The following is a 25,820-nucleotide window of genomic DNA, read 5'->3' on the forward strand; positions in this document are numbered from 1 at the left end:
ATATCTAAATTTTAAACTGTAGAAAAATTTTTAAAAGATGTTAATATTTTTCTAAATTTTAAAAAATTTGTTTAATAAATTTGTTTAATCTTTCCTTGGATGGAGGGAGTATTATGAAGAGAACTTATCAGCCCAGTAGAATTAAAATGAAAAGAAGGCACGGATTTAGAGCAAGAATGAAAACTCGTTCCGGAAGAAGAATTTTAAGAAATAGAAGAAGAAAAGGGCGTTGGCGTCTTACTGTTTAATCCTGGTTTAAGTTTCTGTGAAGAAAGAAGGACTATCTTCTAAAGAAAGGCTTAGAAAAGATGAGGAATTTCAGGCAGTTTTTAGAGAAGGTAAAAAGGTTTGGATAGATGCAATTTTATTAATTATATATAAGCCTAATGATTTTAATTATAGGAGACTTGGAATAATAGTTTCTAAAAAGATTAAAAAAGCCACCCAGAGAAACAGAGTAAAAAGATTGATTAGAGAATTTTTTAGAAGAAATAAAGATTTGTTTCCAGAAAATTGTGATATAATAATAATTCCGCACCCTAATTTATTAAATTTTAAATATAGAGATTTTGTGGGAGTTGTAAAAGAAAAACTTCTTTCTTTGAGAAAGATTGAGACCTCTTCCCATGATAAAAAGATTGATAATTAAGTTTATCTTAGTTTATCAAAGAATCATTTCTCCTATCCTTTCCACTTATTTTGGTATTAATTGTAGATTTTATCCTTCTTGTAGTGAATATACAAAATCCGCTATTGAAAGATTCGGTTTGTTAAAAGGGAGTTATTTAGGATTGAAGAGGTTTTTAAGGTGTCATCCCTTTTCTACAGGTGGATATGATCCTCTTAATCCGGAATCTTCAAAAAAGGAGGAAATTATTTAATGGAAAAAAGGGCGCTTTTAGCTATTGTTATTTCTTTTGCTATAATTTTTATTTTTAATTATCTTTATATGAAATTTGTACCCTCTCCTCAAGTTCCAAAAATCTCTCAAAATCAGACTACTAATAATACCATTACTAATAATACTCAAGTCAAAAAGGAAAAAGAAGAAACTTTATCCTTAATTCCTCAAGTTTTTTCAGAAAATCTAAAAATCTATACTCTAAATTCTCCTAAATATGAAGTCTCAATTACCTCTTTAGGAGCAAGGTTTAATAAATTTCAATTAAAAGAATATCCAAAAGAAAAAAACAAAAAGGAGCTTGTTAATCTTATTTCCTCACCTTCTGGAAATCTTCCTTTAGAAATTTATTTTGCTTCTGCTCCTGAGGTAGCTGTAATAAACTATAGGGGACCTGAAAATCTTAGTTATTCTCTTGAAAATTCAACCTCCCAAACTCTCAATTTTTTAAGCTATTATAAAAATATAATTTTAGAAAAAACTTTTACCTTTAAAAGAGATTCCTATTTTATTGATCTTTCTTTTAAAATTTTAAATAAAGGAAATGAAACTATTAGAGATAGAATTCTTGTGAGAGGTGTTTTTTCTCCCTTTGCAGATGGTAAAGCCTATGTTTTTAAAGGTCCTTTTTATTATACAGATCACTTAAATGAAGTAAAAGTAAAAAAGGATTTAGAAGAATATACAGGGAATCTCAAATATTTGGGATATGAAGATACCTATTTTATGGTAGCCCTTATTCCTAAAGATACAGGGAATGGAAATTTTACAGTTACTTTTAGGAACATAGATAAAAATGCACAAGAATTTATTCTCTGGCTTCCTCCTTTTGAGTTAAAACCTAATGAAGAAATAAATTATAGCTTTAAGCTTTATATGGGACCTAAAAAAATAGAAGAAATGGAAAAGGAATATCCACTCTTAGGTAAAGCTCTTTATTTTGGGATTTTTGATTTTATAGCTAAACCATTACTTTATATTTTAAAACTGAGCCATAAATGGACTGGTAACTTTGGTTGGGATATTATTTTTGTTACCATTTTATTAAGAATTATTTTCTTTCCTCTTAACCATATAAGTTATAAAAGTATGAAAAGATTGCAAGAAATTCAGCCAATTATTCAGAAACTGAGAGAAAAATATAAAGATGATCCCCAAACTTTAAATAAAGAGCTTATGAATGTTTATAAAACCTATAAAATAAATCCCTTTTCAGGTTGCCTTCCTATTCTAATTCAAATACCCATATTTATAGCTTTCTATAAAGTATTGCTTATGGCAATTGAATTGAGGCATGCACCTTTTATGTTGTGGATTGATGATCTCAGTGCACCTGAAAGACTCTATTTAGGAAATCTTCATATACCCTATTTGGGAGGAATACCTTTACTTACCCTTTTAATGGGGGCATCCATGTTTGTTCAACAAAAGCTTTCCCCCGCAACTACAGATCCTTTACAAAATAAGATAATGCTTTTTATGCCCCTATTTTTTATAGTACTCTTTATAAATTTCCCTTCTGGATTAGTTTTATATTGGTTTGTAAATAATATTTTGTCAATTATACAGCAGATTTTTACACTTAAACTTCTTAAAAAATAATTTTAGGATGGGGGGAGATTATGGAAAAAGAACTGGAAGGAAAGAGCTTAGATCAATTAATTGAAGTTGCTTGCCAAGAATTAGGCTGTATTCCTGAGGATCTCGAATTGGAAATTCTTGAATTTTCTTCCTCTTCAGGTCTTTTAGGTATCCCAGGAAAGAAAATAAGGATTAAAGCAAGAATTAAAACAGATAAAGTCCTTTCAGAAAGAGCAAATCGTGCCCTTATGTTTCTTAAGGAATTACTTAATTATGCAGACTTTAAAATAGATGTAAAAGCTAATATCTTAAAGGATAAAATGCAAGTAGAAATTCTTTTGTCAGGAGAGGATATTAAGTATTTAATTCAAAATGGTGCGGAACCTTTAACAGCACTTGAGTTTTTAACTAATAAAGTAGTAGCAAGGGCTTTAGGAGTGGGTCCAAAAATTGTTCTTAAATTGGAGGGTATTGATATTGAAAAAGAAAAAAAACTTGTAAATGCAGTAAGAAGAGCTATTGAAAAAATTAAAACTAATAAAGAACCTCAAATTATAAAAATAAGTTCTCAAAGAGAACAAAGAATTGTAGTGAATATTGTCAAGCAGGAAGAAAATATAGATTACAAAATAGAGGGGGAAGGGAAACAAAAGAAGGTTATATTAAATTGGAAAGAATAGTTGAGGCCTAAACTTTATACAGAAGATACTATCGCTGCTATTGCTACACCTCCTGGTAAGGGTGCTATTGGTGTAATTAAAATAAGTGGAGATCTATCTCTTTCTATTTTAAAAAAAATCTTTCGTCCTTTCAGACCAAGAAGTGAATTCGAGTCACATAAGCTTTATTATGGATTCATTGTTGATCCGAGGGATGAAAAAGTTATAGATGAAGTCCTTGTAGTATATATGAAAAAGCCAAAAACTTATACTCGTGAAGATGTAGTAGAAATATACGCTCATAGTGGATATTACATACTTAGAAAAATTTTAGAGCTAGTACTTATGGCAGGAGCAAGACCTGCTGAACCCGGGGAATTTACTCTTAGAGCTTATTTGAACGGAAGAATAGATCTTTCTCAAGCAGAAGCTATTCAAGAACTTGTTTCAGCAAAAACTGAAACAGCTCTAAATTTAGCTCTTAATACTCTTTTGGGAAAGCTTTCCAATAAAATAAATGCCCTAAAAAATGACCTTTTAGAAATACTTGTTTTGGTTGAAAGTGCTATAGATTTTCCTGAAGAGGATATTGAAATAATGGAGCCAGAAAAACTTTCTCAAAAAATAAAAGAAAAAATTTTACCTGTTATTGAAGAACTTATTAAAAACTATGAAGAAGGGAAGATTTATAAAGAGGGAATTAGTTTAGTAATAGCTGGGAAGCCAAATGTTGGAAAATCATCCCTTATGAATGCCCTTTTAAAAGAAGAAAGAGCTATTGTAACTCCTATTCCAGGTACTACCAGAGATTTTTTAGAAGAAGAAGCAACTATTGAGGGACTTCCTGTAAAACTTATAGATACAGCAGGACTTAGAGAAACGGAAGACATAGTAGAAAAAATAGGAGTTGAAAGAGCAAAGAAAAAATTTAAAGAGGCAGATCTTATATTATTTTTAGTTGATGTAAGTGAACACCCCTCTTCCGAAGATTATAAAATATATCAAGAAGTAAAAAACTTTTCTCATTTAGTAATTTTAAATAAAATAGATATTCAGCCTAATCATATAAAGGAATGGAAAGAGGTATTACTAAAATGGGGAATTGATGAAGTTTTAGAAATTTCAGTAAAGGAAAATATAAATCTTGATAAACTTTGCAAGAAAATTTTTGAAAAAATAACTTCTGAAAAGGGGGCTCATGTTCCAGAGGTTGTTCCCAATCTTAGACAAAAAATAGCACTTGAAAATGCAAAAGAATATCTTTTAAATGCTTTAAGAGAACTTGAAAAGAAAGATCCTTTACCTGAACTCATTGCTATCGAAATAAGATCAGCGATTTCAAGTCTTTCTGAAATAATAGGAGAAGTAACTACAGAAGATCTTTTAACTCAAATTTTCTCAACTTTTTGTATCGGAAAATAAAAATGCGAGTTGCTATAGATACAGGAGGCACCTTTACTGATCTTATTTATTTAGAAAGGGGCTTTTTAAAATCTAAAAAAGTTTTTTCCACTCCTAAGGATCCCTCTCAAGCCATATTAGAAGCCCTTAAACAGATTAACAAAGAGAACCTTGAGGCTCTTGTTCATGGAAGCACAGTAGGAACAAATGCATTTTTAGAAAGAAAGGGAGCTAAGACAGCTTTTATTACTACTTATGGTTTTGAAGATCTTCTTTTTATTGGACGTCAGGCAAGACCAAAATTATATGATTTTTTTGTTGAAAAACCAAGACCCTTTATCTTTAAAGAAAATTGTTATGGTCTTAAGGAAAGAATTGATGCTAAGGGGGAAATTATAAAAAACCTTAAAAATTCGGAGATTAAAAAAGTTTTAAAAAAACTTAAAGAAAATCAAATAGAATCTGTTGCTGTTTGTTTTATTAATAGCTATCTTAATCCTTCTCATGAATTGAAATTGAAAGAAGAATTATCTTTACTTGGGGTTCCTATAAGTATATCCTATGAAATACTCCCAGAATTCAGAGAATTTGAAAGAGCTTCAACTACAGCTATTAATGCCTATCTTTTGCCTGTAATAGGAAAATATTTAAAAAATCTCCAAAAAAGACTTCCTCAAGTAAAACTTTATATTCAGCAATCAAACGGTGGATGGATGACAGTAAATGAAGCTGAAAAATTAGCTGCTTATACTATTCTTTCTGGTCCTGCAGGGGGTGTAAATGGTGCATTTATTCTTGCAAAAACTTTTGGCAAATCAAAAGTTATTACCTTTGATATGGGAGGAACTTCAACAGATGTAGCTTTAATTAACGAAAGAATTCCTTTTACTAAAGAATATAATTTAGATGGATTTCCTTTGAGTATCCCTATAATAGATATTCACACTGTAGGAGCAGGTGGTGGTTCTATTGCTTATATGGATGTAGAAGGGGTTTTAAAAGTTGGTCCAGAAAGTGCTGGGTCTGATCCAGGTCCAGCTTGTTATGGAAAGAGTCTAATACCTACAGTTACAGATGCTAATCTTGTCTTAGGAAGGCTTTTGCCAGATACCTTTTTAGGAGGAAGATTTAAATTACAAAAAGAAAGAGCCTTAAAAGCTATATCCTCTCTTTCTCAAAAATTGGGACTTACTATAGAAGAGACTGCTCTTGGTATAATTAAAGTAGCTAACATTATTATGAGTAAGGCTTTAAGGAGGGTTTCTGTAGAAAGGGGGTATGATCCTCAGGAATTTACATTAATTTGCTATGGAGGAGCAGGCGGACTTCATGCTTGTGCCCTTTCTAAGGAACTTAAAATAAAAGAAATTATAATACCTAAATTTGCCAGCACCTTTTCAGCCTTTGGGCTTTTATTTTCGCCACCTCTAAAAGATTTTTCTCAAACCATCTGGATTAATGCAAAAGAAAGAAAAAAACTTTTAAAAGAAATTGAAAGACTTAAAAATTTAGCTTATTCCTATATGAAATCTCTTGGTTTTGAACCTGACACGCTTTATTATGAGATTTTTCTTGATATGCGTTATAAAGGGCAGGGTTTTGAATTGACCATTCCTTATTCAGAAGATTATATAGATGACTTCGAGAGGGAGCACGAAAAACAATTTGGATACAAAGCAAGCCAGTTTCCTATAGGAATAGTAACTTTAAGAATTAGAGTTAAAGGTAATTTTATTGAAGATAATTGGAAGGTAGAAAAAGGGGAAGAAATATATCCTCTTTTTCAAACTAAAGTTTTTACAGATAAAGGATGGATTGAAGTTCCTATAATAAATTGGAATTCTTTGAAAATAGGTGAAACCTTTAAAGGTCCTGCCCTTATAGTGGAAGATTTTACTACTCTTTGGGTAGAAGAAAATTTTCAAGTAAAAGTGGAAGATAATTACACCTTAAGAATAGTTAGAGTGTAGTTATGAAGGCTATCGAATTAGAAATTTTTAATCATCTACTTTCAGCAATTGCTGAAGAAATGGGAATAGTTTTAAGAAAATCATCCTTTTCGCCAAATATAAGAGAAAGATGTGATTTTTCTTGTGCCATATTTGATGAAAAAGGAGAACTCGTTTCCCAAGCCTCACATATTCCTGTTCATCTTGGTGCTATGCCAGAAACAATGAAAAGTATTTTACCTTTATTTAACTGGAACTCAGGAGATATAGTAATTACAAATGATCCCTTTTGTGGAGGTACTCATCTTCCAGATATTACTCTTATTAAACCTATATTTCACAAAAATAAATTAACCTTTTTTCTTATAGTAAGGGCTCATCATGCAGATATAGGGGGAAAATATGCAGGTTCCATGGCAGTTACTACTCATATTGAAGAAGAGGGAATTTTAATAAAACCTACTTATTTAATAAGAGAGGGAAAGTTTGAAAAAGAATTTTGGGAAAATTTTATAACTAAACTTCGTAATCCTCGCGAAAGAGAAGGGGACTTGAAAGCTCAAATTGCCTCTCTTTTAAGAGGAGAAATGCGTTTAAATGAAATGGTTAAAAAATATGGACTTTTAAAATTAAAAGAAGTTATAGAAGAGCTTAAAAATTATTCTCAAAGGGCTATGGAAAGGCTTATTGAAAAAGCTCCTTCAGGAGAATATACCTTTATAGATTATCTTGATGATGACGGTTTTGAAAATAGGGATATTCCTATAAAAGTTAAAATAATCTTTAAAGGAAAAAAAGCATTAGTAGATTTTAGTGAAAGTGCTTCTCAGGTAAAAGGATGTGTTAATGCACCAAAAGCAGTAACTTACTCAGCAGTTTATTATGTCTTTCTTTCTTTATTAAATACCATTGGAGAATACCCTATAAATCACGGATGTTTCAAGCCAATAGAAATTATTACAAAACCAGCAACTATTGTTTCAGCAACTTATCCTTCTGCTGTAGCAGGTGGAAATGTAGAGACTTCTCAAAGGATAGTAGATGTTCTTTTAGGTGCTCTTTCTAAAGCTTTTCCAGAACTAATTCCTGCTGCTTCTTGTGGAACAATGAATAATATAGCTATGGGAAATGAAAAAATTGCCTATTATGAAACTATTGGAGGAGGCATGGGAGCAAGACCGGGAAAGGATGGTTTAAGTGGAGTTCATACTCATATGACTAATACACTTAATACACCTGTTGAGGCTTTAGAACATGATTATCCTTTAAGGATAGAACGTTATGCAATAAGAAAAAATTCAGGAGGAAGAGGTAAATATAAAGGAGGAGATGGACTTATAAGAGAATATTTCTTTTTAGCTCCATTTACTGTAACCATTCTTTCTGAAAGGAGAAAACATAATCCTTACGGTCTTTTTGGAGGTAGAAAAGGCAAAAAAGGAAGGAATATACTTTTAAAAGGGGGAAAAGAAAGGATCAATCTTCCAGGAAAAGTTAACCTTTTTGTAAAAAGGGGAGATAAAATAATTATTGAAACTCCAGGAGGTGGAGGTTGGGGGAAGGAGGAATAGTTTTAAGTATAGCTGGATTTGATCCTACTGGTGGGGCGGGTGTTCTTCTTGATACCAAAATTTTTAGTCTTTTTGGATTAAAAGGAGCAGGAATTTCAACTACTTTAACTTTACAAAACACCTCTGAATTTCAAGGTTGGGAAGGAGTAAATCCAGAATATTTAAAAAGATCTTTAGAACTTATTTTCTCTGATCTACCTATAAAAGGAATAAAAATAGGAATGATAGGAACTTCTGAAAATGCAGAAATAATAGGAGAATTCTTAAAAAGGGAAAGAAATAAAATATCTTGGGTAGTTTTAGATCCTGTTTTAAAAGCAACTTTAAATTATGATCTATTTTCTTCTTCTGATTTTATAAAAATTTTAAAATCTAAAATTTTTCCTTTTGTAGATATTGTTACTCCAAATATTTATGAAGCAGAAGTTTTGGCGGAAAAAAGCATAAAGAAAAAAACTCATCTTTCTGAAATAGCTGAGAGATTAATTAATTTGGGAGTAAAAGCAGTTATTATTAAAGGATGGCAAAGTTCTTCTTTTATTTGGGATTTCTTTTTTGATAAAAATAAAAAAGTTTTTTTAAAGAAAAAGAAATTATCTGGGAATTTTCACGGGACAGGGTGTGCCTTTTCTTCAGCTTTACTTTCTTATTTAATGTATGGATTTGATCCTGAAACCGCTTTTAAAAAAGCTAAAAATTGGTTATATTTAAAGCTTAAAAAAGCAGAAAAAGAGAAAATAGGGGGAAAATTATGGCTATTTCTTTAGAGGAAGTTTATAAAATTGCTCATCTTTGTAGACTTGAGTTTAATGAGGAAGAGGCAAAAGTTATGGCTGAAGAACTCTCAAGAATTTTAGATTACTTTAAAAAACTTCAAACCTTGGATACAGAAAAAGTAAATCCAACCTTTCATACTTTAAGAATAAAAACTCCTTTTAGAGAGGATGAAATTAAAGAATTTCCTTATATAGAAGATATTTTAAAAAATGCACCTCAGCTTTTTGAAAGAATGATAGTTGTTCCTAAGGTAGTGAAAGCACCATAAAAATTAGGAGAAAAAGATGGCAACCATCGATCTTAAAGATTTAACTATTCTTTCTGCTTTAAAGCTTCTTAAAGAAAAAAAAATAAGTAGCAAAGAGCTTGTGGAAGAAAATTTAAAACAAATAAAGAAAATAGACCCTTTGGTAAAGGCTTATCTTTATGTAGATGAAGAAGGGGCGTTAAAGGAAGCTTCTAAAGCAGACGAACTTATTCAAAAAGGAGAAGAAAAAAAACTTCTTGGGATACCTATTTCTATAAAAGATAATATCTGCATTAAAGGGCTTCCTACTACTTGTGCATCTAAAATCTTACAAAATTTTATTTCTCCCTATGATGCAACAGTTATTGAAAAACTTAAAGCTGAAGGAGCAATATTTATAGGAAAAACAAATTTAGATGAATTTGCCATGGGTTCATCAACTGAGAATTCTGCTTTTTTCCCTACCCATAATCCTTGGGATTTAGAAAGAGTTCCTGGTGGTTCATCTGGTGGTTCAGCTGCAGCAGTTGCAAGTAGAATGGGACTTGGGTCTCTTGGATCAGATACAGGTGGATCTATAAGACAACCTGCAGCATTTTGTGGAGTTGTAGGAATGAAACCTACCTATGGATTAGTATCTCGTTTTGGATTAGTAGCTTTTGCTTCTTCCCTTGATCAAATAGGTCCTTTTGGTTTAACAGTAGAAGATACAGCTTATTTATTACAAATTATAGCAGGATATGATCCAAAAGATTCTACCTCAGCTCCTATTGATGTTCCTGATTTTTTGAAGTCTATTAAAGAAAATGAAAAAACTTCTTATAAAATAGGTCTTCCTAAGGAATATTTTGAAGGTGAGATAGATGCAGAAATGACCAAAATAATTTTAGAAATCATAGAAAGACTTAAAAGTAAACACCATATAAAAGAAATAAATCTTCCTCATACAGAATATGCAGTTGCCACTTACTACATTATTGCTCCTTCTGAAGCCTTTTCAAATTTAGCTCGTTATGATGGAGTAAAATATGGATTTAGGGCTGAAGCAAAAAGTTTAATTGAAATGTATAAAAAAAGTAGAGCTCTTGGTTTTGGTAAGGAGGTTAAAAGAAGGATAATGCTTGGTGCTTATTCTCTTTCTGCAGGTTATTATGATGCTTTTTATTTAAAAGCTTCTAAAGTTAGAACCTTAATTTTACAGGATTTCTTGGAAGCTTTTAAGGAAGTAGATTTGATTTTAGCTCCTGTAACTCCTACTCCACCTTTTAAAATAGGAGAAAAAATTTCTGATCCTTTACAGATGTATCTTTCAGATATCTTTACTATCCCTGTTAATTTAGCAGGACTACCCGGAATAAGTGTTCCGGTAGGTCTTACTTCTAATAATCTTCCTGTTGCTATACAAGTAATTGGACCCCATTTTAAGGATGAACATGTCTTAAGTCTTGCTTATCAAATAGAAAAGGAAGTTAATATGAAATTTATTCCACCAATTTTAAAAAATTAAAATGAAAAAGAAAGCCTTAGGTAAAGGACTTTCTGAACTTATTCCAGAAATTGAGGAAAGTCCTATAAAATACATCCCTATAGATAATATTCTTTATTCTCCTTTTCAACCAAGGATACAATTTAAAGAAGATGAAGATTTTGAAGAGCTTGTAAAATCAATAAAAGAAAGAGGTATTTTACAGCCCATTCTTGTTAGAAAAAAGGGTGAAGATCTTTACGAATGTGTAGCTGGAGAAAGAAGGCTTAAAGCTGCAAAAAAGGCAGGTTTAAAAGAAGTCCCTGCAGTCATTAAAAATTTTACTGATGAAGAAGTTCTTTTAATTGCACTTATTGAAAATTTACAGAGAAAGAATCTTAATCCTTTAGAAGAAGCACTGGGATATAAAAATCTTATAGAAAAATTTGGATATACTCAAGAAGAAATAGCAGAAAAAGTAGGTAAAGATAGGGCAACAGTTGCCAATCTTTTAAGGCTTCTGAAGCTTCCGTCTATTATTCAAGAGGATCTTTTAGAAGAAAGACTTACAGTAGGCCATGCAAAAGCTCTTTTGGCTCTTGATGAAGAGGAAAAACAAATTTATGTGAGAAATCTTATACTTAAAAAGGGACTTTCTGTAAGAGAAACAGAAAAGCTTGTAGGAAGATTACAAAAAGGAGAAATTTCTCAAAAGAAAAAAGAGCTTGATCCAGATTTAGTGTCTCTTTCAGAGGAACTAAGTAAAATTGTAGGAATCCCTGTTCAAGTAGTAACGAAAAAGAAAAAGACTTATTTTATTTTTGAATTTAATGAACTTGAAAAAGCCGAAAATTTTATAGAAAAGCTGAAAAAAGTTTTTACCGTTTAAAATTCTACTTGTTTTTAGATTTTTAGTTCTTATTTTTTAAAAAAAGTCCAAATTTAATTAATCAAATTTTCCTACAATAAAAATTTTACAAAAAATAATAAGGAGGAGTTTATGCGTATAGCTCAAGTTGCTCCACTTTATGAAAGTGTTCCTCCTAAACTTTATGGAGGAACTGAGAGAGTAGTTTCTTATTTAACAGAAGAACTTGTTAATATGGGATATGAAGTTATTCTTTTTGCTAGTGGAGATTCCCAAACTAAAGCTCGCTTAGTTCCTATTTGTCCACGTGCTCTAAGGCTTGATAAAAATTGTAGAGATTCTTTAATTTGGCATCTTTATATGTTAGAAGAAGTTTTTAAGAATGCTAAACTTTTTGATATAATTCATTTTCATATTGAATACTTACATTTACCTTTAGCTGCTCGATATAATATTTCTTTTATTACTACCCTTCATGGCAGACTTGATCTTCCAGAATATGTTCCTTTTTTTAAAAAATTTAGAGATTTACCTTTTATTTCTATTTCTTATTCACAAAGAAAAGGACTTCCCTGGTTAAATTGGCAAGCAAATGTTTATCATGGTCTTCCAAAGGACCTATATAAATTTTATCCTGAAAAAGGTAAATATTTAGCTTTCCTTGGAAGAATTTCACCTGAAAAAAGACCTGATAGAGCTATTGAAATTGCAGAAAAATTTGGTATGGAATTAAAAATTGCAGCCAAAGTTGATAAAGCTGATGAGGTCTATTTTAAGGAAGTAATTAAACCTATGCTTAAAAATCCTTGGGTAGAATTTATTGGAGAAATTGGAGAAAAAGAAAAAAATGAATTTTTAGGTAATGCTTATGCTTTGGTATTTCCTATAGATTGGCCAGAACCTTTTGGATTAGTTATGATAGAATCTCTTGCTTGTGGAACTCCAGTTGTTGCTTGGAATTGTGGATCTGTACCAGAAATTATAAAAGATGGCAAAACAGGTTTCATTGTAGATAGCATAGATTCAGCAATTTATGCCCTTGATAAGGTAGCTTATCTTAATAGATATGATTGTAGAAGGGAATTTGAAGAAAGATTTACAGCAAGAAGAATGGCTGAAGAATATCTCCATATTTACCAAAAAATTGCTAAAAAAGAAATTTTACTTAAAGCTGTATAATTCCTAAATGAAAGAAAATTCTTTTATAGAAAGTTTTATAGAAAGCTATACCTTAAAACATGAAGAAAGTTTTGCAATTTTTGATCATTACGGAAATATAGATATTAGTAAAAATAATGAGGAAGGGGTCTATTATGAGGGTACTCGATTTCTCTCTTACTGGAAATTCTATCTCTTTGATAAAAATCCAATTCTTTTAAGTTCGGCAGTTAAAGAGGATAATTCCCTTTTAACGGTAGATTTAACAAATCCAGATATCATAAAAAATGGGGAAATTATAATTCCTAAAGGTAATATTCACATTTTAAGATCTAAGTTTTTATATGAAAATTGTTGCTATGAAAAAATTCATCTTAAAAATTTTTTTCTTCTCCCTGTAGAATTGGAATTAAATTTTTATTTCAATAATGATTTTGCAGATATATTTGAAGTTAGAGGTTATAAAAGAAAAAGAAAAGGAAAGTTTTTTCCTGTAGAAGTAAAAAAAGATAAAATAAAGTTTATTTATGAAGGACTTGATAATATTATAAGAGAAACAATCGTTTCCTTTAATCCTCCTCCTGAAAATATATTTTCTACTAAAGCGACTTATAAAGTTAAATTAAATCCAAAAGAGAGTTTTACTTTTTATTTAACTGTTAAATGTTTAATAGAAAAACAAAATTTAACAAAATGTTCTTATAAAAAGGCGTTTTATTATATAAAAAGACGTGTAAAGGATTGGGAAAATAAAAGTTGTAAGATTTATACATCTAACGAACAATTTAATCAATGGCTTAAAAGATCGTGGGCTGATATAGTAATGCTTACTACTTCTACAGAATATGGGGTTTATCCTTATGCAGGTATTCCATGGTTTAATACTGTTTTCGGAAGAGATGGTATTATTACAGCTTTAGAGTGTTTATGGATAAATCCTTCTATTGCTAAAGGAACTCTGGCATTTTTAGCTCATCATCAAGCTAAGGAGTTTAATCCTGAACAAGATGCAGAACCAGGTAAAATTATTCATGAAATAAGAAAAGGAGAAATGGCAAGAACTGGGGAAATTCCTTATTCTAAGTATTATGGAAGCGTTGATGCAACCCCTCTTTTTGTGATCTTAGCCAGTAAATATTTTGAAAGGACAGGGGATATAGATTTTATCAAAAGTATTTGGAAAAATATAGTATTAGCAATTTCTTGGATAGATAATTACGGAGATGTGGATGGAGATGGATTTGTAGAATATTTTCCTTCTAAAAAGGGGTTAACTAATAAAGGATGGAAAGACTCTGAAGATAGTATTTTTTATGAGGATGGTACATTAGTTAAGCCACCTGTAGCTTTGGTTGAAGTTCAAGGATATGTTTATAAAGCAAAAAGAGAAGCTTCTAAATTAGCAAGGATCCTTGGAGAAAAAGAGTTAGCTTCAAAATGGGAAAAATCTGCAGAAAAAATAAAAGAGCTAATTGAAGAAAAATTTTGGTGTGATGAAATGAATTGTTATGTTTTGGCTTTAGATGGAGATAAAAAACAATGTAAAGTAAGAGCAAGTAATGCAGGGCATTTACTTTTTACTAAGGCTATCACTCCTTCCAAAGCTCGTATACTTGCTTCTTTGTTTTTTGAAAAACACTTCTTTTCTGGATGGGGGATAAGAACTTTATCTTCCTTAGAGGTTCGTTATAATCCTTTATCTTATCATAATGGTTCCGTTTGGCCCCATGATAATGCACTTATTGCTTTTGGTCTTTCTTTATATGGATTTAAGGAAGAGGCTATGAAAATATTGAAAGCTCTTTTTGAAGCCAGCACTTTTTTTAGACTTCACAGAATTCCAGAACTCTTTTGTGGATTTGAAAGAAGACCTAATGAAGGACCAACTTATTATCCAGTTGCTTGTCATCCACAAGCTTGGTCTGCTGGAGCTGTATTTTTAATTCTTCAAGGATGTCTTGGGCTTTCTTTTGAGAAAAATGAAATAATTTTTAAACACCCCATGCTTCCACAATTTCTCGAAGAATTATGGATAAAAGATCTTGCGGTAAAAAATGGTAAAGTAGATCTTTATCTTAAAAGATACGGAAATGATGTAGTTGTAAATATAATTAAAAAAGAAGGAGAAGTGAAAATTTTTGTTGAAAAATAAAAATTAAGCCCTTACATAACAATAACCTTCATTTTGCCATTCAACAAGTGATACAATTCCTGCTGGAACGGTTTTTCCATTTTGTGGAATTTTTTCAAAAGGAATATTAAAAGCTTTTAAAGCATTTTCACAAAAGTAAACTTCACCTCCTAAACTTATTAATTCTTGATAAAGAGGTAAAAATTTTTCAAATTCATTTAACACAGTAATACCTTCAAAATTAATTAAAATTCTTACGGAATAATTATGCTTATCTTTTATTGCTAGAATAAAATTTTTAGCCATTTTTAAGCCAGCTTCAAATCTTTTGGAATCTGGAATATGTATAAGAAGTTTTAGATTCATAAAAATAGTTTGCATTATTTTAGTAATTAAATCCAAATTATAAAATTTAATTATAAATTTTCAAACTCCCTTTTGAGAGTTCGAGATAAAAGGCGATTTAAGGATGTTTTTGGGTTTTCATTTTCATATAATACTCGATAAACTTCTTCACAGATGGGAAGTTCAATTTCAAATTTTTTAGCAAGTTCTCTAACTACTTTTGCTGTTTTAACTCCTTCTGCAACCTGTCTTAAATCTGTTAAAATTTTTTCAAGTTTTTCTCCCTTTCCAAGTTTATAACCTACTTGATAATTTCTTGAAAGTGCTCCTGTACAAGTTAAAACAAGATCACCAACTCCTGCAAGACCATAAAAGGTATAAAGTTTTCCTCCAAGTTTAGATCCTAAGCGAACTATTTCTATAAGTCCTCTGGCAATAAGACTTGCTCTGGCATTAAGTCCCAGCTCTAGTCCATCACTAATTCCTGAGGCAATAGCTATAACATTTTTTAAAGCACCTGCTATTTCTACTCCTAAAGGATCATCACTTCTGTAGACTCTAAAATAGGGCATAGCTAAAAGTTCTTGCATTTTTTTTGTTTCTTCCTCCTTTTCTCCTGCTAGTACAACAGCAGTAGGTAACTTCAAAGCTACTTCTTTAGCAAAAGAAGGACCTCCTAAAACAAAAATTTTACAATCCTTAGGCAAGGTTTCTTTTAAGATATTAAAAGGTGTTTTTTTTGTTTCCCAATCTATACCTTTTATACCAGAGATATGATAAGTGATTTTATTTACATAGGTTTTTAAATTTTCCAAATTTTCTTTTAAAGCAAAAGAGGGAATAGTCCAAAGAATTATTTGAGAATCTTTAAAGGCTTTTTTGGGTTCCAATTCAGCTTTTACTTTTTCAGATAGTTTAATTCCAGGCAGATAAAATGGGTTTTCTTTTTCTTTATTTATAGCTTCATAAACTGCTTCTCTTCTTACTAAAAGTGAGACTTCGAATTTTTTTTCTCCTAAGATTTTAGCAAGAGCTGTTCCCCAACTTCCCCCACCTACTATAGTAATTTTCATTTCAAATAACCCCTCTAATTTATCTCACTTCGTAAGTGCGAAAGGTTGTTTAGGGTATTAAGTATTTTTGCATATTTTTAGGTACCCACCATTTTTCTATATTATATCCAATTCCTATAGGGGAGACCTTAATTCCTTTAAATCTTTTATGAATAGCTTCTAAACTCATAGGAATGTATAAAAAAGTGTATGGTTGATCTTCTGCTAAAATTTCTTGTATTTGATAATAAATTTTTTTCCTTTTTTCTCTATCTAAGGTATATCTTCCCTCTTCTAAAAGTTTATCAAGTTTGGGATTGCAATAATTTATAAAATTTAGTCCCGGAGGTTTTGTTTTGGAGCAATGAAAAATATCATAAAGATCAGGATCAGGACCAGTTGCCCATCCTAAAATTACTGCAGAAAATCTTCTTGTGTCTATAAACTGGTGAATAAGAGTGGTCCATTCCATCACTCTTATATTTACCTTGATTCCTATCTGAGAGAGTTGTCTTTGAATAATTTGAGCTGCAAGGAGTCTTGAAAGATTTCCTTGATTTATAAGAATAGTAAATTCAAAAGGATTACCTTCTTTTTCTAAAATTCCATCTTTTCCTTTAGTAAAACCAGCTGATTTTAATAATTCAAGGGCTTTTTGTGGATTGTGAGGACAAGAATTTTCAATATTTTTATTATAAAACCAGGTATCAGGTTTATAAGGTCCGTATGCAGGTATTCCCTGACCTAAAAGAGCACCTTTTACAATTTCCTCTCTGTTTATTGCATAACAAAGCGCTTTTCTTACTCTTTTATCTTTAAAAAACGGGTGATTTAGATTATAACCAATATAAGTAAAAGAAAAGGAAGAATATTTATAAATGTTAAATTGGCTTTTTAATTCACTTTCTCTTTGGAGTTTTAAATACTGTAAGGGAGTAAGGGAAATCCAATCAATACCACCTGATTTTAATTCCATAAAGAGTGTTGAGGGATCAGGAATTATTCTATAAATCAAATAATTTAAATAGGGTCTTCCTTCGTAATAAAGAGGATTATATTTTAAAAGTATTTCCTGTTGTGTTTTCCATCTTTCTAATTTAAAAGGACCATTACCAATAGGATTTCTTCCAAAAACATTCTTTAAATAATCTAAACTCTTTCCCTCAAGGATATGCTTAGGTAAAACAACTAAATTCCCCCAAGAAGGTAAAGCTAAAGCAAAGGGTCTTTTATAAGTTACTTTAAAAGTATAGGGATCAATAATTTTAAAATCTTGAACTTCTAAAAAATCACTTGCATAAGGAGAGGGAATTTTAGATGAGGTAATAAGTTTAAAGCCAAAATAAACATCCTCTGCAGTTACCTCAACTCCATCTGCCCATTTAACCCCCCTTTTTAAATAAAAAGTTATGGTTTTTTGATCAGGAGATATTTCAAATTTTTCAGCAAGGTCTCCTATTATTCTAAGATCTGGTGTATATTTTACTACACCTAAAAAAATGCGTCCTGCTACTTCATGACTCATTACATCAGTTGCTATCATTGGAATAAGAATACTTGCATCAGCTATAGAGCCTATAATTAAAGCATCTCCATAATCGGGAACGTCTTTCGATAAATTGGATGTATTTTCAATGGCAAAAGAAGAGAAAAGAAAAAAAGTAGACAAGATAATTATAAAAAAAACTTTAAATTTCATTGGAGTTTCTTTTCTATTTAAATTTTTTTGAAAAAACAGCCAATCCTCTTGCAAAAACAAGGAAAAATATACCTAATGACCATAAGAAAATATCAATACCAGAAAATTTTCCTTCAAAAAGAAAAATCATAAATTCTCTTATAAGAAAAGCTATTATAGCTTCGATAAGGATTTCCATATGCACTTGATGGTGTTCAAAATATTCTACAAAGGCTCTTATAAGTTCCAAAATAACTATAAGAGATAGAATATTTATTACTAGCTCTTTAATTCCTAATCTTATAGTTCTTTCAGTAATGATATATCCTAATTCTGAAATAGTTCTAATAATTATTACTGCAGTTACAAATAATAGGATTATAACAACAAGATTATAAGAAATTCTTATAATATTAGAATAAATTTTTAAGAACAAGTTCTGCCAATCAATCATTTTTTTCTCCTAAGGGAATTGTTTTTAAAGGTGTATATTTGGGACCAGATGGGAAAAGATCGCTTTTAAAGATTATGAGCTCTTTTACCAAAAAGGACTTTCCTTTTAATTTTTCTGAAGCCTTTTTAATTTCTTCAAAAAATTTTTTCAGAGCTACAGGATCTGTTTTTTCTTTAACTCGAAGTAAAGTTACATGAGGATGGAATTCCTCTCTTTCTTCTTTTAATTTTAAAGGTTTAAAAGCTTTTTTCAATAAATTATCAAGCTTAAAAAGATTATTAGAAGCTGAATTTATCCCAATCCATATTACTCTGGGTGTGCCTTTTAAAGGAAAATAGGAAGCGAGATCAAGTTCAAGTTCGAAGGGTTCTAATTTTTTGCAGACATCTTTACACTTTTCATAAATCTTTTCTACTAAATTTTCTGAGATATTTCCAAAAAAACGAAGAGTAAGATGTAAATTTTCTTCTTCCACCCATTTTAATTTTAAACCTTCACAATTGAGAACTTTGCTCAAATTAAAAAGTTCTTTCTTTAATTCCTGTGGCAAATCTATAGCTAAAAAAACTCTCACCATAAAGAAGATACCTCCTCAAAATATCAAGGGATGTATAACTTGCCAAAAGCTGGATCTGGTTTCTATCTCCTGATAGGCTAAATCTAAAAGCCTTTATTTTGTTTTTATAAGAAAAGCCTATATAAACTGTGCCTACAGGATTTTCAGGTGTTCCTCCAGTTGGGCCAGCAAAACCTGTTATACTTAAAGCATAATCTACTTTTGTTTTTTTTCTTACTCCTTCTGCCATTTCCATAGCAACTTCATAACTTACTACATCAAATTTTTCTATGGTTTCCTTTTTAACTCCCAAGAGTTCTATTTTGCTTTCAGGACTATAAGTAACAAATCCTCTATCAAAATAAAGAGAACTTCCAGAAACCGAAGTAATTATTGAAGCAAGCATACCCCCTGTACAAGATTCAGCAGTAGCAAGTTTTTCCTCTCGGGTTTTTAAAAGTTCTCCAATTACTTGAGGTAAACTTTTATCCTTTTCGCTTACCAAATAAGGTAAAAAGGTTTCTTTTAATTTATTTATAAAAACTTCTAAATCTTTTTCTTCCTTTCCTTGCAAAATTAATTTAAGTTCCGGGAATATTGGATAATAGCCTATTTTGATAGGAGAAAGAATATCTTCTGGGAGGCTACTTATAACCTGATTAAGATCGGTTTCATTAAGATCAAAAAATCTAAGGGTTTTGATAATTCTTTTAGTTCTTTCAGGAAATAATTCTAAAAGTTTTGGTATAACTTCTGTTTGAAGAAGATTTTCAAACTGATAGGGAACACCTGGTAGGAAAAAAAGGGATTTATTTTTTATTTTTAAAAGATATCCTGCAGAAGAAAAATTTTTTGATAAAGGAATTGCACCTTCTGGAATTAAAGCCATCTTTTTTGCTATTTCTTGGGATTTCCTATATTCCTTAGCTGAATAAATAGCAGAAAGAAAGTCTTTATTTTCTTTTAATTCTAAATTAAAAGCCTTTGCTACAGCTAAATTAGTTAAATCGTCATCTGTAGGTCCAAGGCCACCACAGATTATCAGAAACTCATATTTTTCAATAAGATTTTTTAGATATTCAGAAATGATTTCAATTTTATCTGGCAAAGTAACAATTTCGCCAATTTCAAATCCATAGGAAGTTAATATTCTTCCTGCAAAAACACTATTAGTATTCTCAATAGCACCGCAGATAAGCTCATCTCCAATAAAAATCAAAGCCCCAATCATTCTAAAATAAATCTTATATTAGACTTAGATATTTGGCAATATATATAAGAAGGGTTACCAAAAAATTGGTTAAAATTCCTGCTATTATATCGTCAATCATGATTCCCCATCCATAAGGTAGAGTTTCAAATTTCTTTAAGGGATAGGGTTTTTTAATATCTACAATTCTAAAAATAATAAAAGCAAGCATAAACTCGATTAAGGTATTTTTACCTAATACACCTATCCACATTCCTGCAATCTCGTCTATTACTACAAAATCAGGATCTTTAGCTTTTAAAGATTTAGAAACCCAATCAGAACTTATTATTCCAATAATAATAATTCCTAAAATTAGAGATAACTGATAAATTAAAGAAAGATTTTTTAAAAACCAAAAAATGATTAAACCTTCTAAGGAACCAAAAGTTCCTGGACAAGGAGGTAAAAATCCTATTAGAGCTCCTGAAGAAATAAAGACCCAGAAAAAATTTTTATCAAATTGGTTAAAAGGGAGGATTTTGTAATTCTTTTTCAAATTCATTATAATTTTCCAAATCTATAAGATTTCTCAATTTCCATAAATAAAGTTTTATTTTTAATTTTTTTTCTTCAGATTTTGTATTTCTGAGAGCTTCTTCTGCTATTTCTTCCATTTTTTTATATCTTTTTAAAGCTGAACTTCTTAAACTATCTTTATAAGCCTTAACCTTTTCTAAGAGTTCCTTTGCCATGGAATTAACTTTTTTCAATTCCTTTTCTGCAGTTTTATAGTATTTGCCTTGATAGAGTTCTTTTGCCTTTTCCCAAGCATTTAAAACTTTTTCATATTCATCTTTGAAAAGTTCATTAGCTTTATAAATTTTGAGTTCATTTATTAGGTTTTCTGTTTCATTATAGAGTTCCTTTGGAGCTGGATAAAGAGTGATGTATCTTTTAATATAGGGGATATTGCTTAATAGAACTTTTATTTTTTCAATTGTTCTTTCCTTGAATTCATAAGAATAAGATTTTAAGGGAGAACAGGAATTTAAAAAAATTAAAATCAAAAAAAGAGAAACCAATTTTTTAAATTTGTTAATTCTCATAAAGTTTCTTTGATTAAATTTTCCAAAGCAGATTTTATATTTTCAAATTTAAAATTAAAGCCAGCGGATAAAAGGTTTTTAGGGTAAGCTTTAATGCTTGAGGTTATAGCATTTGCAACCTCTCCAAAGAAAAGTTTCATCACAAAGATAGGAACTCTAAAGAAAGTGGGTCTTTTTAGTATATTTCCCAAAGTTTTAGTAAATTCTTTATTAGTTACAGGATTTGGAGAAACAAAATTGTATATTCCTTCTTTTTCGTTTTTGATAAGAAATAAAATAGCAGACACAAGATCATCTATATGTATCCAAGAAAACCACTGGTTACCTTTTCCAAGAGTTCCTCCAAGTCCCCATTTAAATATAGGTAAAATTTTAGAAAGCATTCCTCCTTTCCCAAGGACAATACCAAATCTGGTAATAATTACCTTTCCCCTTTTTTCTTTAGCCTTTAAAGCACTTTTTTCCCATTCTATACAGACTTTTGCCAAAAAATCATCTCCAGGTGAGCTATCCTCTGTAACTAAAGTTTCACCCTTATCTCCATAATATCCAATAGCTCCTGCATTAATAAGGAAAGCCCCATTTTTTAAAGAAGAAACTATATTTTCTGTAGATTTTACCCTACTTTCTAAAATTAGTTTTTTATAATTTTCGTTCCATCTGGAAAATATATTTTGTCCAGCAAGATTAATTACTATATCAGCGGTATTTAATTGAGTTTGCCAATCTCCTTCTTTTGTTGGATCTCCAAAAACAACTTTACAAGGAGAAGGAATTTTTTTAGCTTTTTCTTTATTTCTTGCTAATACATAAATTTCAAAATCTTCTTTTAAAAGCTTAGAAATAAGATGACTCCCTATAAAACCTGTTCCACCTATAACAAAAATCTTTTTCATAATAGGTCTTTTTTTAAATTATTTCTTTTTCACCACTTGCCATTTGAGAAAGAAGAGATAAACTTTCAAGAGAACCTATTCCAATTATTATATCTCCAGCCTCTATTATAGTACTTGCAGAGGGATTAAATTCTATTTTTCCATCAGCTCTTTTAATACCAACTACTATAGCTTTTAATTTTTCACCAATTTTTGCATCTTTTAAGGTTTTCCCTACTAATTTAGAATCTCTTGAAACAAAAATTTCTTCAATTTGGATATCTTTAAATTCTGAACCTGTAGCAAACTCTAAAAAATCTACTACATTTGGTCTAAGAACAGATTGAGCGATTCTTAACCCCCCTATATGATAAGGACATATAGCTTTATTTGCACCAGCCATTTTTAATTTAATTCTTGCTTCTTCATCTGTGGCGCGGGCAACTATAAATATTTCTGGATTTAAAAATCTTGCACTTACAACTACATAAAGATTTTCTGCATCTGAGGGTAAAAGAGAAATTATCCCCTTTGCTCTTTTAATCCCTGCTGATTTAAGAATTTCATCTTTGGTGGCATCACCTATGATATAAAGAAGATCCTCTTCATCTTTTAAATTTTCCTCAAATTTTTCAATTACTACAAAATCTACGTTATTAGCTTTAAATTCTTTGCAAAGTATTTTTCCCATTCTTCCATATCCACATACAATGTAATGGTTGTTTAAAGCGGAAATTTCTTTTTTCATTTTCTTTTTTTTAAACACCTCCCTTATTTCACCTTCTATCAATATTTTTGCACCAGTAGTCATAGCATAGGCAAAAACACCAAAGCCACTAAAAATAAGTATTATAGTAAAAAATTTTCCAACATCACTTAGTTCTTTTACCTCTTTAAAACCTACAGTAGCTACAGTAATTATGGTCATATAAAGGGCATTCAAAAAATTAAGCCCCTCAATTACCATATATCCAACTGTTCCAAAGGTTATTACTCCTAAAATTAAGCTTGAAATAATTATGAGCTTTTTTTTGATTTCAAGCTCATCCATGATTTTAATAATATTAGATTTTTAATAAAAAATCAAGAAAAAAATAGCTTATTTCGTGTATTTAATTAGAGATTTATTATGGCTATTGTAGGTTCAAAGCATTTGTTTATAACTGCTGAACTTACACCACCAAGAACAAGGTCTTTAATTGCTGAACGCCCCTTTCTTCCCATGATTACAAGATTATAATTACCTTCCTTTATTTCTCTAACAATCTCCTCTTTTGGGAAACCAATAGAAATTTTTGTTTCGATTAAATCCTGAGGGACTTCCTCTTCTAAAAATTTCATTTTAGCTTTATTAAGAATTTCTTTGGCTTCCTCTTCGGGATTTATTCCTTCTTTTACTCTTTCAAGATAAAGGGAAAGATTAATAACTCTTAAAATGGTTATTTTATCTATGTTTTTAACAAACTTTGCTATACATACTGCATGCTCCACTGCTTTCATTGAATATTCTGAACCATCTACAGGAACTAAAATTTTAGAGGCAGGATTTTTTTCAGGAATCTTTTCTCCTACAATATAAATATTGTGATTTATTAATCCATGCAAAACTTTATTTGATACACTTCCAAGGAAAAACCCTTTTAGCTCTGAAACCCCTCTTCTTCCAAGCATTACTGTTTGAAAATTTTCTTTTTCCACAATTTCAATTATTTTACTTCCTGGGTCTCCTTCTTCAATTCTTTTTTCTATTAAGCCGGTAAATCCAGAATTTTTTAATATTTTTTCATAATCTAATAAAGAGGGCATTATATCTTCTTTAATGTGTTTTTCTTTTATTCTTTTAAAAATTTCTGTTTCTTTTATAAGCTCTGTCCTTAAATCAATATTTTTCATGTGTTCACTTAAATATCCACCTGCCATTACATGGAGAAGGGTAACCTTTGAAGTTTTAATATCTTTAAGTAAGGCTCCAGCAAATTTAACTGCTCTTAAGGAGTTTTGGCTTCCATCAACGGGTAATAAAACTTTATCAAAAGGGCATTTAATCATTTTTTTTCCTCCGTTATTTTAATAAAAAATCAAGAGCCATATATTACAAATTATAATAGTAATTAACATATAGATAAAAGCATACTTTATAAATCCCAAAAAGCTTATTTTATATCCTAAGGACTCTGCAATTCCTATAGTTACTACATTAGCAGAAGCACCGATCATGGTTCCATTTCCTCCCAAACAGGCTCCTAAAGCAAGTGCCCACCAAAGAACATTACTTTCAGCACCAGGAATTACCTTGGTAAGATAGGCAACTATTGGTAACATTGTAGCTGTAAAGGGGATATTATCTACAAAGGCACTCATTATAGCTGAAACCCATAAGATTAAACATACCGCAATAGTTAAATTTCCAGCTGAAAGCTTATAAACCCAATCTGCAATAACTGCAAGTAAACCCACTTCTTCCAAAGCACCAACGAGCATAAAAAGAAAAATAAAGAATAAAAGGGTTGTCCATTCTATGTCTTTTTCTATTAATTCAAGTAAATTTACTTTTTTGGTTAAAATTGAGTAGGTAAAAAGAAGTCCTGCTCCAAACAAGGCAGGAATACTTACTTCCATATGCCAGATTCCATGCGTTACGAAAAAGGCAATAACAATTACCATAACAAAAAGCCCGTATGTAAGAAGGCTTCTATCTTTTATTTTATATTCCTCTTTTAAATAGTTAATAAAGGAATCTATATCCTCAACTTTTCCTTTCTCGTATTCCTTTGCATAAAAAAACTTATTGTACACAACTAAAACTATCATGCAGATAATGATAACAGGGGTTAGGGCATAGACAAACTGCATAAAGGTAAGACCTGCATATGAGCCAATCATTATGTTTGGCGGATCACCGATAAGGGTTGCAGTTCCACCAGCATTTGATGCCATAATACCAGGAATAAGTAAACTTAAGGGATTTATCTTTAAAGCTATAGCAATTTCTATTAAAACAGGTGTATAAAGAAGCATAATGGTTACATTATCAAGGAATGCAGAGGTAAAGGCTATAAAGAGGCAAGAAATGATTACAAGAGCCATAACGTTTCCCTTTGCAATTTTATAAGACATATAGGCACACCACTGAAAAATTCCTGTATGTTTAAGTATTCCAACTATTATCATCATTCCTAAGAGAAGAAAGATTACGTTCATATCAATGGCTTCAATTGCTCTTTCAAAGGAAATGATATGAAACTCAGGGTTAAAGTTCCCAAGAGTATAGGTTAAAATGAGCATTGTTGCAGCACCTATCATGGCTGCAACTGTTCTATGAAGAATTTCAAAAGATATAAGGGTATAGGTGATAAGAAAAACTAAGGTGGCAATCCAGAAAGCAGATCCAAATTTTCTTTCAATCATTATGTCTTTTTTTAAATAAAATTGATTTTCTTTAACCGCAAAATCCTCTTTTTTTAGGTCAACAAGGGTTTTTTTATAGGAGTTTTTTACGATTTCAAGTTGAATTTTAGTATTTTCAATTACACCTTTGGGAAGGTGAAATTCAATCTGAAAGGTTCCATGAGAAGAGGTAAGCACTTTATCAACCTCTTTATGCTCTACTATCAATTTATGAGGTTTCCTATCAATGAGTATTCTTAATTCTGCTTCTTTTACAGGTTCTTTATGAGGATCAAGGATTCTTCCTGAAATATAAAATATATCCAAATCTTTTTGAGGTTTTTCTGCAAAGGCAAGGATATTTAAAATAGGTATATTTGAAAGAAAAGCCAAAAAAAATAAAATTATAAATAGCCTTTTCATTAGTCCTCCGTAAGTAGAAATTTCTCAATATTTATCTAATTTTA

26 protein-coding genes are annotated in these 25,820 nt (G+C 30.4%); 14 read left to right on the forward strand and 12 right to left on the reverse strand.

What is annotated here, in order from left to right:
* Positions 1 to 113: 113 nt before the first annotated feature.
* The 14 genes from rpmH (at position 114) to TOPB45_RS03135 (ending at position 14,729) form a co-directional block, all read left to right on the forward strand.
* Complete coding sequence (gene rpmH / locus TOPB45_RS03070) at positions 114 to 248, forward strand: 50S ribosomal protein L34 (RefSeq protein ID WP_013909389.1); 135 nt, start codon at positions 114 to 116, stop codon at positions 246 to 248.
* Positions 249 to 265: 17 nt separating this feature from the next.
* Positions 266 to 649: a ribonuclease P protein component gene (gene rnpA / locus TOPB45_RS03075; RefSeq protein ID WP_013909390.1), complete on the forward strand. Its 384-nt coding sequence runs from the start codon at positions 266 to 268 to the stop codon at positions 647 to 649.
* Positions 630 to 881, forward strand: coding sequence for a membrane protein insertion efficiency factor YidD (yidD, locus tag TOPB45_RS03080; RefSeq protein WP_041430531.1), 252 nt, complete (start codon positions 630 to 632; stop codon positions 879 to 881). The genes rnpA and yidD overlap by 20 nt, the downstream gene beginning before the upstream one ends.
* Positions 881 to 2,503: a membrane protein insertase YidC gene (gene yidC / locus TOPB45_RS03085; RefSeq protein WP_013909392.1), complete on the forward strand. Its 1,623-nt coding sequence runs from the start codon at positions 881 to 883 to the stop codon at positions 2,501 to 2,503. Before yidD ends, yidC begins: the two co-directional genes overlap by 1 nt.
* Before the next feature lie 20 nt (positions 2,504 to 2,523).
* On the forward strand, positions 2,524 to 3,162 hold the full coding sequence (locus tag TOPB45_RS03090) for a Jag family protein (RefSeq protein WP_013909393.1): 639 nt from the start codon (positions 2,524 to 2,526) through the stop codon (positions 3,160 to 3,162).
* Positions 3,163 to 4,563 carry a tRNA uridine-5-carboxymethylaminomethyl(34) synthesis GTPase MnmE gene (gene mnmE, locus TOPB45_RS03095; RefSeq protein WP_013909394.1) on the forward strand — a complete coding sequence of 467 codons (1,401 nt, stop codon included), beginning with the start codon at positions 3,163 to 3,165 and terminating at the stop codon, positions 4,561 to 4,563.
* Between the two features lie 2 nt (positions 4,564 to 4,565).
* Entirely contained in the window at positions 4,566 to 6,512 is a 1,947-nt protein-coding gene (locus TOPB45_RS03100) for a hydantoinase/oxoprolinase family protein (protein ID WP_013909395.1), read from the forward strand.
* Positions 6,513 to 6,514: 2 nt separating this feature from the next.
* Positions 6,515 to 8,062 (forward strand): hydantoinase B/oxoprolinase family protein, encoded by a 1,548-nt coding sequence (locus TOPB45_RS03105; RefSeq protein ID WP_013909396.1) that lies wholly within the window; start codon positions 6,515 to 6,517, stop codon positions 8,060 to 8,062.
* Entirely contained in the window at positions 8,044 to 8,829 is a 786-nt protein-coding gene (locus TOPB45_RS03110) for a hydroxymethylpyrimidine/phosphomethylpyrimidine kinase (protein ID WP_013909397.1), read from the forward strand. The genes TOPB45_RS03105 and TOPB45_RS03110 overlap by 19 nt, the downstream gene beginning before the upstream one ends.
* Entirely contained in the window at positions 8,814 to 9,107 is a 294-nt protein-coding gene (gene gatC / locus TOPB45_RS03115) for an Asp-tRNA(Asn)/Glu-tRNA(Gln) amidotransferase subunit GatC (RefSeq protein ID WP_013909398.1), read from the forward strand. Before TOPB45_RS03110 ends, gatC begins: the two co-directional genes overlap by 16 nt.
* Before the next feature lie 16 nt (positions 9,108 to 9,123).
* Positions 9,124 to 10,593: an Asp-tRNA(Asn)/Glu-tRNA(Gln) amidotransferase subunit GatA gene (gatA, locus tag TOPB45_RS03120; RefSeq protein WP_013909399.1), complete on the forward strand. Its 1,470-nt coding sequence runs from the start codon at positions 9,124 to 9,126 to the stop codon at positions 10,591 to 10,593.
* Position 10,594: 1 nt separating this feature from the next.
* A complete protein-coding gene (locus tag TOPB45_RS03125) occupies positions 10,595 to 11,440 on the forward strand; it encodes a ParB/RepB/Spo0J family partition protein (RefSeq protein ID WP_013909400.1) in 846 nt (281 codons plus the stop codon).
* Between the two features lie 111 nt (positions 11,441 to 11,551).
* Positions 11,552 to 12,598 (forward strand): glycosyltransferase family 4 protein, encoded by a 1,047-nt coding sequence (locus TOPB45_RS03130; protein ID WP_013909401.1) that lies wholly within the window; start codon positions 11,552 to 11,554, stop codon positions 12,596 to 12,598.
* Positions 12,599 to 12,605: 7 nt separating this feature from the next.
* On the forward strand, positions 12,606 to 14,729 hold the full coding sequence (locus TOPB45_RS03135; protein ID WP_013909402.1) for an amylo-alpha-1,6-glucosidase: 2,124 nt from the start codon (positions 12,606 to 12,608) through the stop codon (positions 14,727 to 14,729).
* A 3-nt stretch (positions 14,730 to 14,732) separates the two neighbouring features.
* On the opposite strand, the gene TOPB45_RS03140 is transcribed toward TOPB45_RS03135, so the two are convergent.
* From TOPB45_RS03140 to TOPB45_RS03195, 12 genes are all read right to left on the reverse strand, one after another.
* The gene (locus TOPB45_RS03140) at positions 14,733 to 15,089 is read right to left on the reverse strand and encodes a DsrE family protein (RefSeq protein WP_013909403.1); all 357 of its coding nucleotides are present in this window, start codon (positions 15,087 to 15,089) and stop codon (positions 14,733 to 14,735) included.
* Between the two features lie 35 nt (positions 15,090 to 15,124).
* A complete protein-coding gene (locus tag TOPB45_RS03145) occupies positions 15,125 to 16,126 on the reverse strand; it encodes an NAD(P)H-dependent glycerol-3-phosphate dehydrogenase (protein ID WP_013909404.1) in 1,002 nt (333 codons plus the stop codon).
* 49 nt (positions 16,127 to 16,175) lie between these two features.
* Positions 16,176 to 17,804: a peptide-binding protein gene (locus tag TOPB45_RS03150; RefSeq protein WP_013909405.1), complete on the reverse strand. Its 1,629-nt coding sequence runs from the start codon at positions 17,802 to 17,804 to the stop codon at positions 16,176 to 16,178.
* 13 nt (positions 17,805 to 17,817) lie between these two features.
* The gene (locus tag TOPB45_RS03155) at positions 17,818 to 18,237 is read right to left on the reverse strand and encodes a phosphate-starvation-inducible PsiE family protein (RefSeq protein WP_013909406.1); all 420 of its coding nucleotides are present in this window, start codon (positions 18,235 to 18,237) and stop codon (positions 17,818 to 17,820) included.
* Entirely contained in the window at positions 18,230 to 18,814 is a 585-nt protein-coding gene (gene thpR / locus TOPB45_RS03160) for an RNA 2',3'-cyclic phosphodiesterase (protein ID WP_013909407.1), read from the reverse strand. Before thpR ends, TOPB45_RS03155 begins: the two co-directional genes overlap by 8 nt.
* The gene (locus TOPB45_RS03165) at positions 18,756 to 20,024 is read right to left on the reverse strand and encodes a nicotinamide-nucleotide amidohydrolase family protein (RefSeq protein ID WP_013909408.1); all 1,269 of its coding nucleotides are present in this window, start codon (positions 20,022 to 20,024) and stop codon (positions 18,756 to 18,758) included. Before TOPB45_RS03165 ends, thpR begins: the two co-directional genes overlap by 59 nt.
* Positions 20,025 to 20,037: 13 nt before the next feature.
* Complete coding sequence (locus tag TOPB45_RS03170; RefSeq protein ID WP_013909409.1) at positions 20,038 to 20,547, reverse strand: phosphatidylglycerophosphatase A family protein; 510 nt, start codon at positions 20,545 to 20,547, stop codon at positions 20,038 to 20,040.
* Positions 20,510 to 21,091, reverse strand: a complete 582-nt coding sequence (locus tag TOPB45_RS03175; RefSeq protein WP_013909410.1) for a BAR domain-containing protein — start codon at positions 21,089 to 21,091, stop codon at positions 20,510 to 20,512. Before TOPB45_RS03175 ends, TOPB45_RS03170 begins: the two co-directional genes overlap by 38 nt.
* A complete protein-coding gene (locus TOPB45_RS03180; protein WP_013909411.1) occupies positions 21,088 to 21,987 on the reverse strand; it encodes a TIGR01777 family oxidoreductase in 900 nt (299 codons plus the stop codon). The genes TOPB45_RS03175 and TOPB45_RS03180 overlap by 4 nt, the downstream gene beginning before the upstream one ends.
* A 13-nt stretch (positions 21,988 to 22,000) precedes the next feature.
* Positions 22,001 to 23,017, reverse strand: a complete 1,017-nt coding sequence (locus TOPB45_RS03185) for a potassium channel family protein (RefSeq protein ID WP_013909412.1) — start codon at positions 23,015 to 23,017, stop codon at positions 22,001 to 22,003.
* 65 nt (positions 23,018 to 23,082) lie between these two features.
* Positions 23,083 to 24,015 carry a universal stress protein gene (locus tag TOPB45_RS03190; protein WP_013909413.1) on the reverse strand — a complete coding sequence of 311 codons (933 nt, stop codon included), beginning with the start codon at positions 24,013 to 24,015 and terminating at the stop codon, positions 23,083 to 23,085.
* Between the two features lie 18 nt (positions 24,016 to 24,033).
* Positions 24,034 to 25,776, reverse strand: coding sequence for an ArsB/NhaD family transporter (locus TOPB45_RS03195; protein ID WP_013909414.1), 1,743 nt, complete (start codon positions 25,774 to 25,776; stop codon positions 24,034 to 24,036).
* Between the last annotated feature and the right edge of the window lie 44 nt (positions 25,777 to 25,820).

It is taken from the genome of Thermodesulfobacterium geofontis OPF15 (assembly GCF_000215975.1).
In the GTDB taxonomy this organism is placed as follows: domain Bacteria; phylum Desulfobacterota; class Thermodesulfobacteria; order Thermodesulfobacteriales; family Thermodesulfobacteriaceae; genus Thermodesulfobacterium; species Thermodesulfobacterium geofontis.

Bases quoted from the DNA above. Each gene is read 5' to 3' on its own strand.
- rpmH (WP_013909389.1), top strand. From the start codon at position 114: ATGAAGAGAACTTATCAGCCCAGTAGAATTAAAATGAAAAGAAGGCAC.
- yidC (WP_013909392.1), top strand. From the start codon at position 881: ATGGAAAAAAGGGCGCTTTTAGCTATTGTTATTTCTTTTGCTATAATT.
- TOPB45_RS03090 (WP_013909393.1), top strand. From the start codon at position 2,524: ATGGAAAAAGAACTGGAAGGAAAGAGCTTAGATCAATTAATTGAAGTT.
- TOPB45_RS03100 (WP_013909395.1), top strand. From the start codon at position 4,566: ATGCGAGTTGCTATAGATACAGGAGGCACCTTTACTGATCTTATTTAT.
- TOPB45_RS03105 (WP_013909396.1), top strand. From the start codon at position 6,515: ATGAAGGCTATCGAATTAGAAATTTTTAATCATCTACTTTCAGCAATT.
- gatC (WP_013909398.1), top strand. From the start codon at position 8,814: ATGGCTATTTCTTTAGAGGAAGTTTATAAAATTGCTCATCTTTGTAGA.
- gatA (WP_013909399.1), top strand. From the start codon at position 9,124: ATGGCAACCATCGATCTTAAAGATTTAACTATTCTTTCTGCTTTAAAG.
- TOPB45_RS03125 (WP_013909400.1), top strand. From the start codon at position 10,595: ATGAAAAAGAAAGCCTTAGGTAAAGGACTTTCTGAACTTATTCCAGAA.
- TOPB45_RS03130 (WP_013909401.1), top strand. From the start codon at position 11,552: ATGCGTATAGCTCAAGTTGCTCCACTTTATGAAAGTGTTCCTCCTAAA.
- TOPB45_RS03135 (WP_013909402.1), top strand. From the start codon at position 12,606: ATGAAAGAAAATTCTTTTATAGAAAGTTTTATAGAAAGCTATACCTTA.
- TOPB45_RS03140 (WP_013909403.1), bottom strand. From the start codon at position 15,089: ATGCAAACTATTTTTATGAATCTAAAACTTCTTATACATATTCCAGAT.
- TOPB45_RS03145 (WP_013909404.1), bottom strand. From the start codon at position 16,126: ATGAAAATTACTATAGTAGGTGGGGGAAGTTGGGGAACAGCTCTTGCT.
- TOPB45_RS03150 (WP_013909405.1), bottom strand. From the start codon at position 17,804: ATGAAATTTAAAGTTTTTTTTATAATTATCTTGTCTACTTTTTTTCTT.
- TOPB45_RS03155 (WP_013909406.1), bottom strand. From the start codon at position 18,237: ATGATTGATTGGCAGAACTTGTTCTTAAAAATTTATTCTAATATTATA.
- thpR (WP_013909407.1), bottom strand. From the start codon at position 18,814: ATGGTGAGAGTTTTTTTAGCTATAGATTTGCCACAGGAATTAAAGAAA.
- TOPB45_RS03165 (WP_013909408.1), bottom strand. From the start codon at position 20,024: ATGATTGGGGCTTTGATTTTTATTGGAGATGAGCTTATCTGCGGTGCT.
- TOPB45_RS03170 (WP_013909409.1), bottom strand. From the start codon at position 20,547: ATGAATTTGAAAAAGAATTACAAAATCCTCCCTTTTAACCAATTTGAT.
- TOPB45_RS03175 (WP_013909410.1), bottom strand. From the start codon at position 21,091: ATGAGAATTAACAAATTTAAAAAATTGGTTTCTCTTTTTTTGATTTTA.
- TOPB45_RS03180 (WP_013909411.1), bottom strand. From the start codon at position 21,987: ATGAAAAAGATTTTTGTTATAGGTGGAACAGGTTTTATAGGGAGTCAT.
- TOPB45_RS03185 (WP_013909412.1), bottom strand. From the start codon at position 23,017: ATGGATGAGCTTGAAATCAAAAAAAAGCTCATAATTATTTCAAGCTTA.
- TOPB45_RS03190 (WP_013909413.1), bottom strand. From the start codon at position 24,015: ATGATTAAATGCCCTTTTGATAAAGTTTTATTACCCGTTGATGGAAGC.
- TOPB45_RS03195 (WP_013909414.1), bottom strand. From the start codon at position 25,776: ATGAAAAGGCTATTTATAATTTTATTTTTTTTGGCTTTTCTTTCAAAT.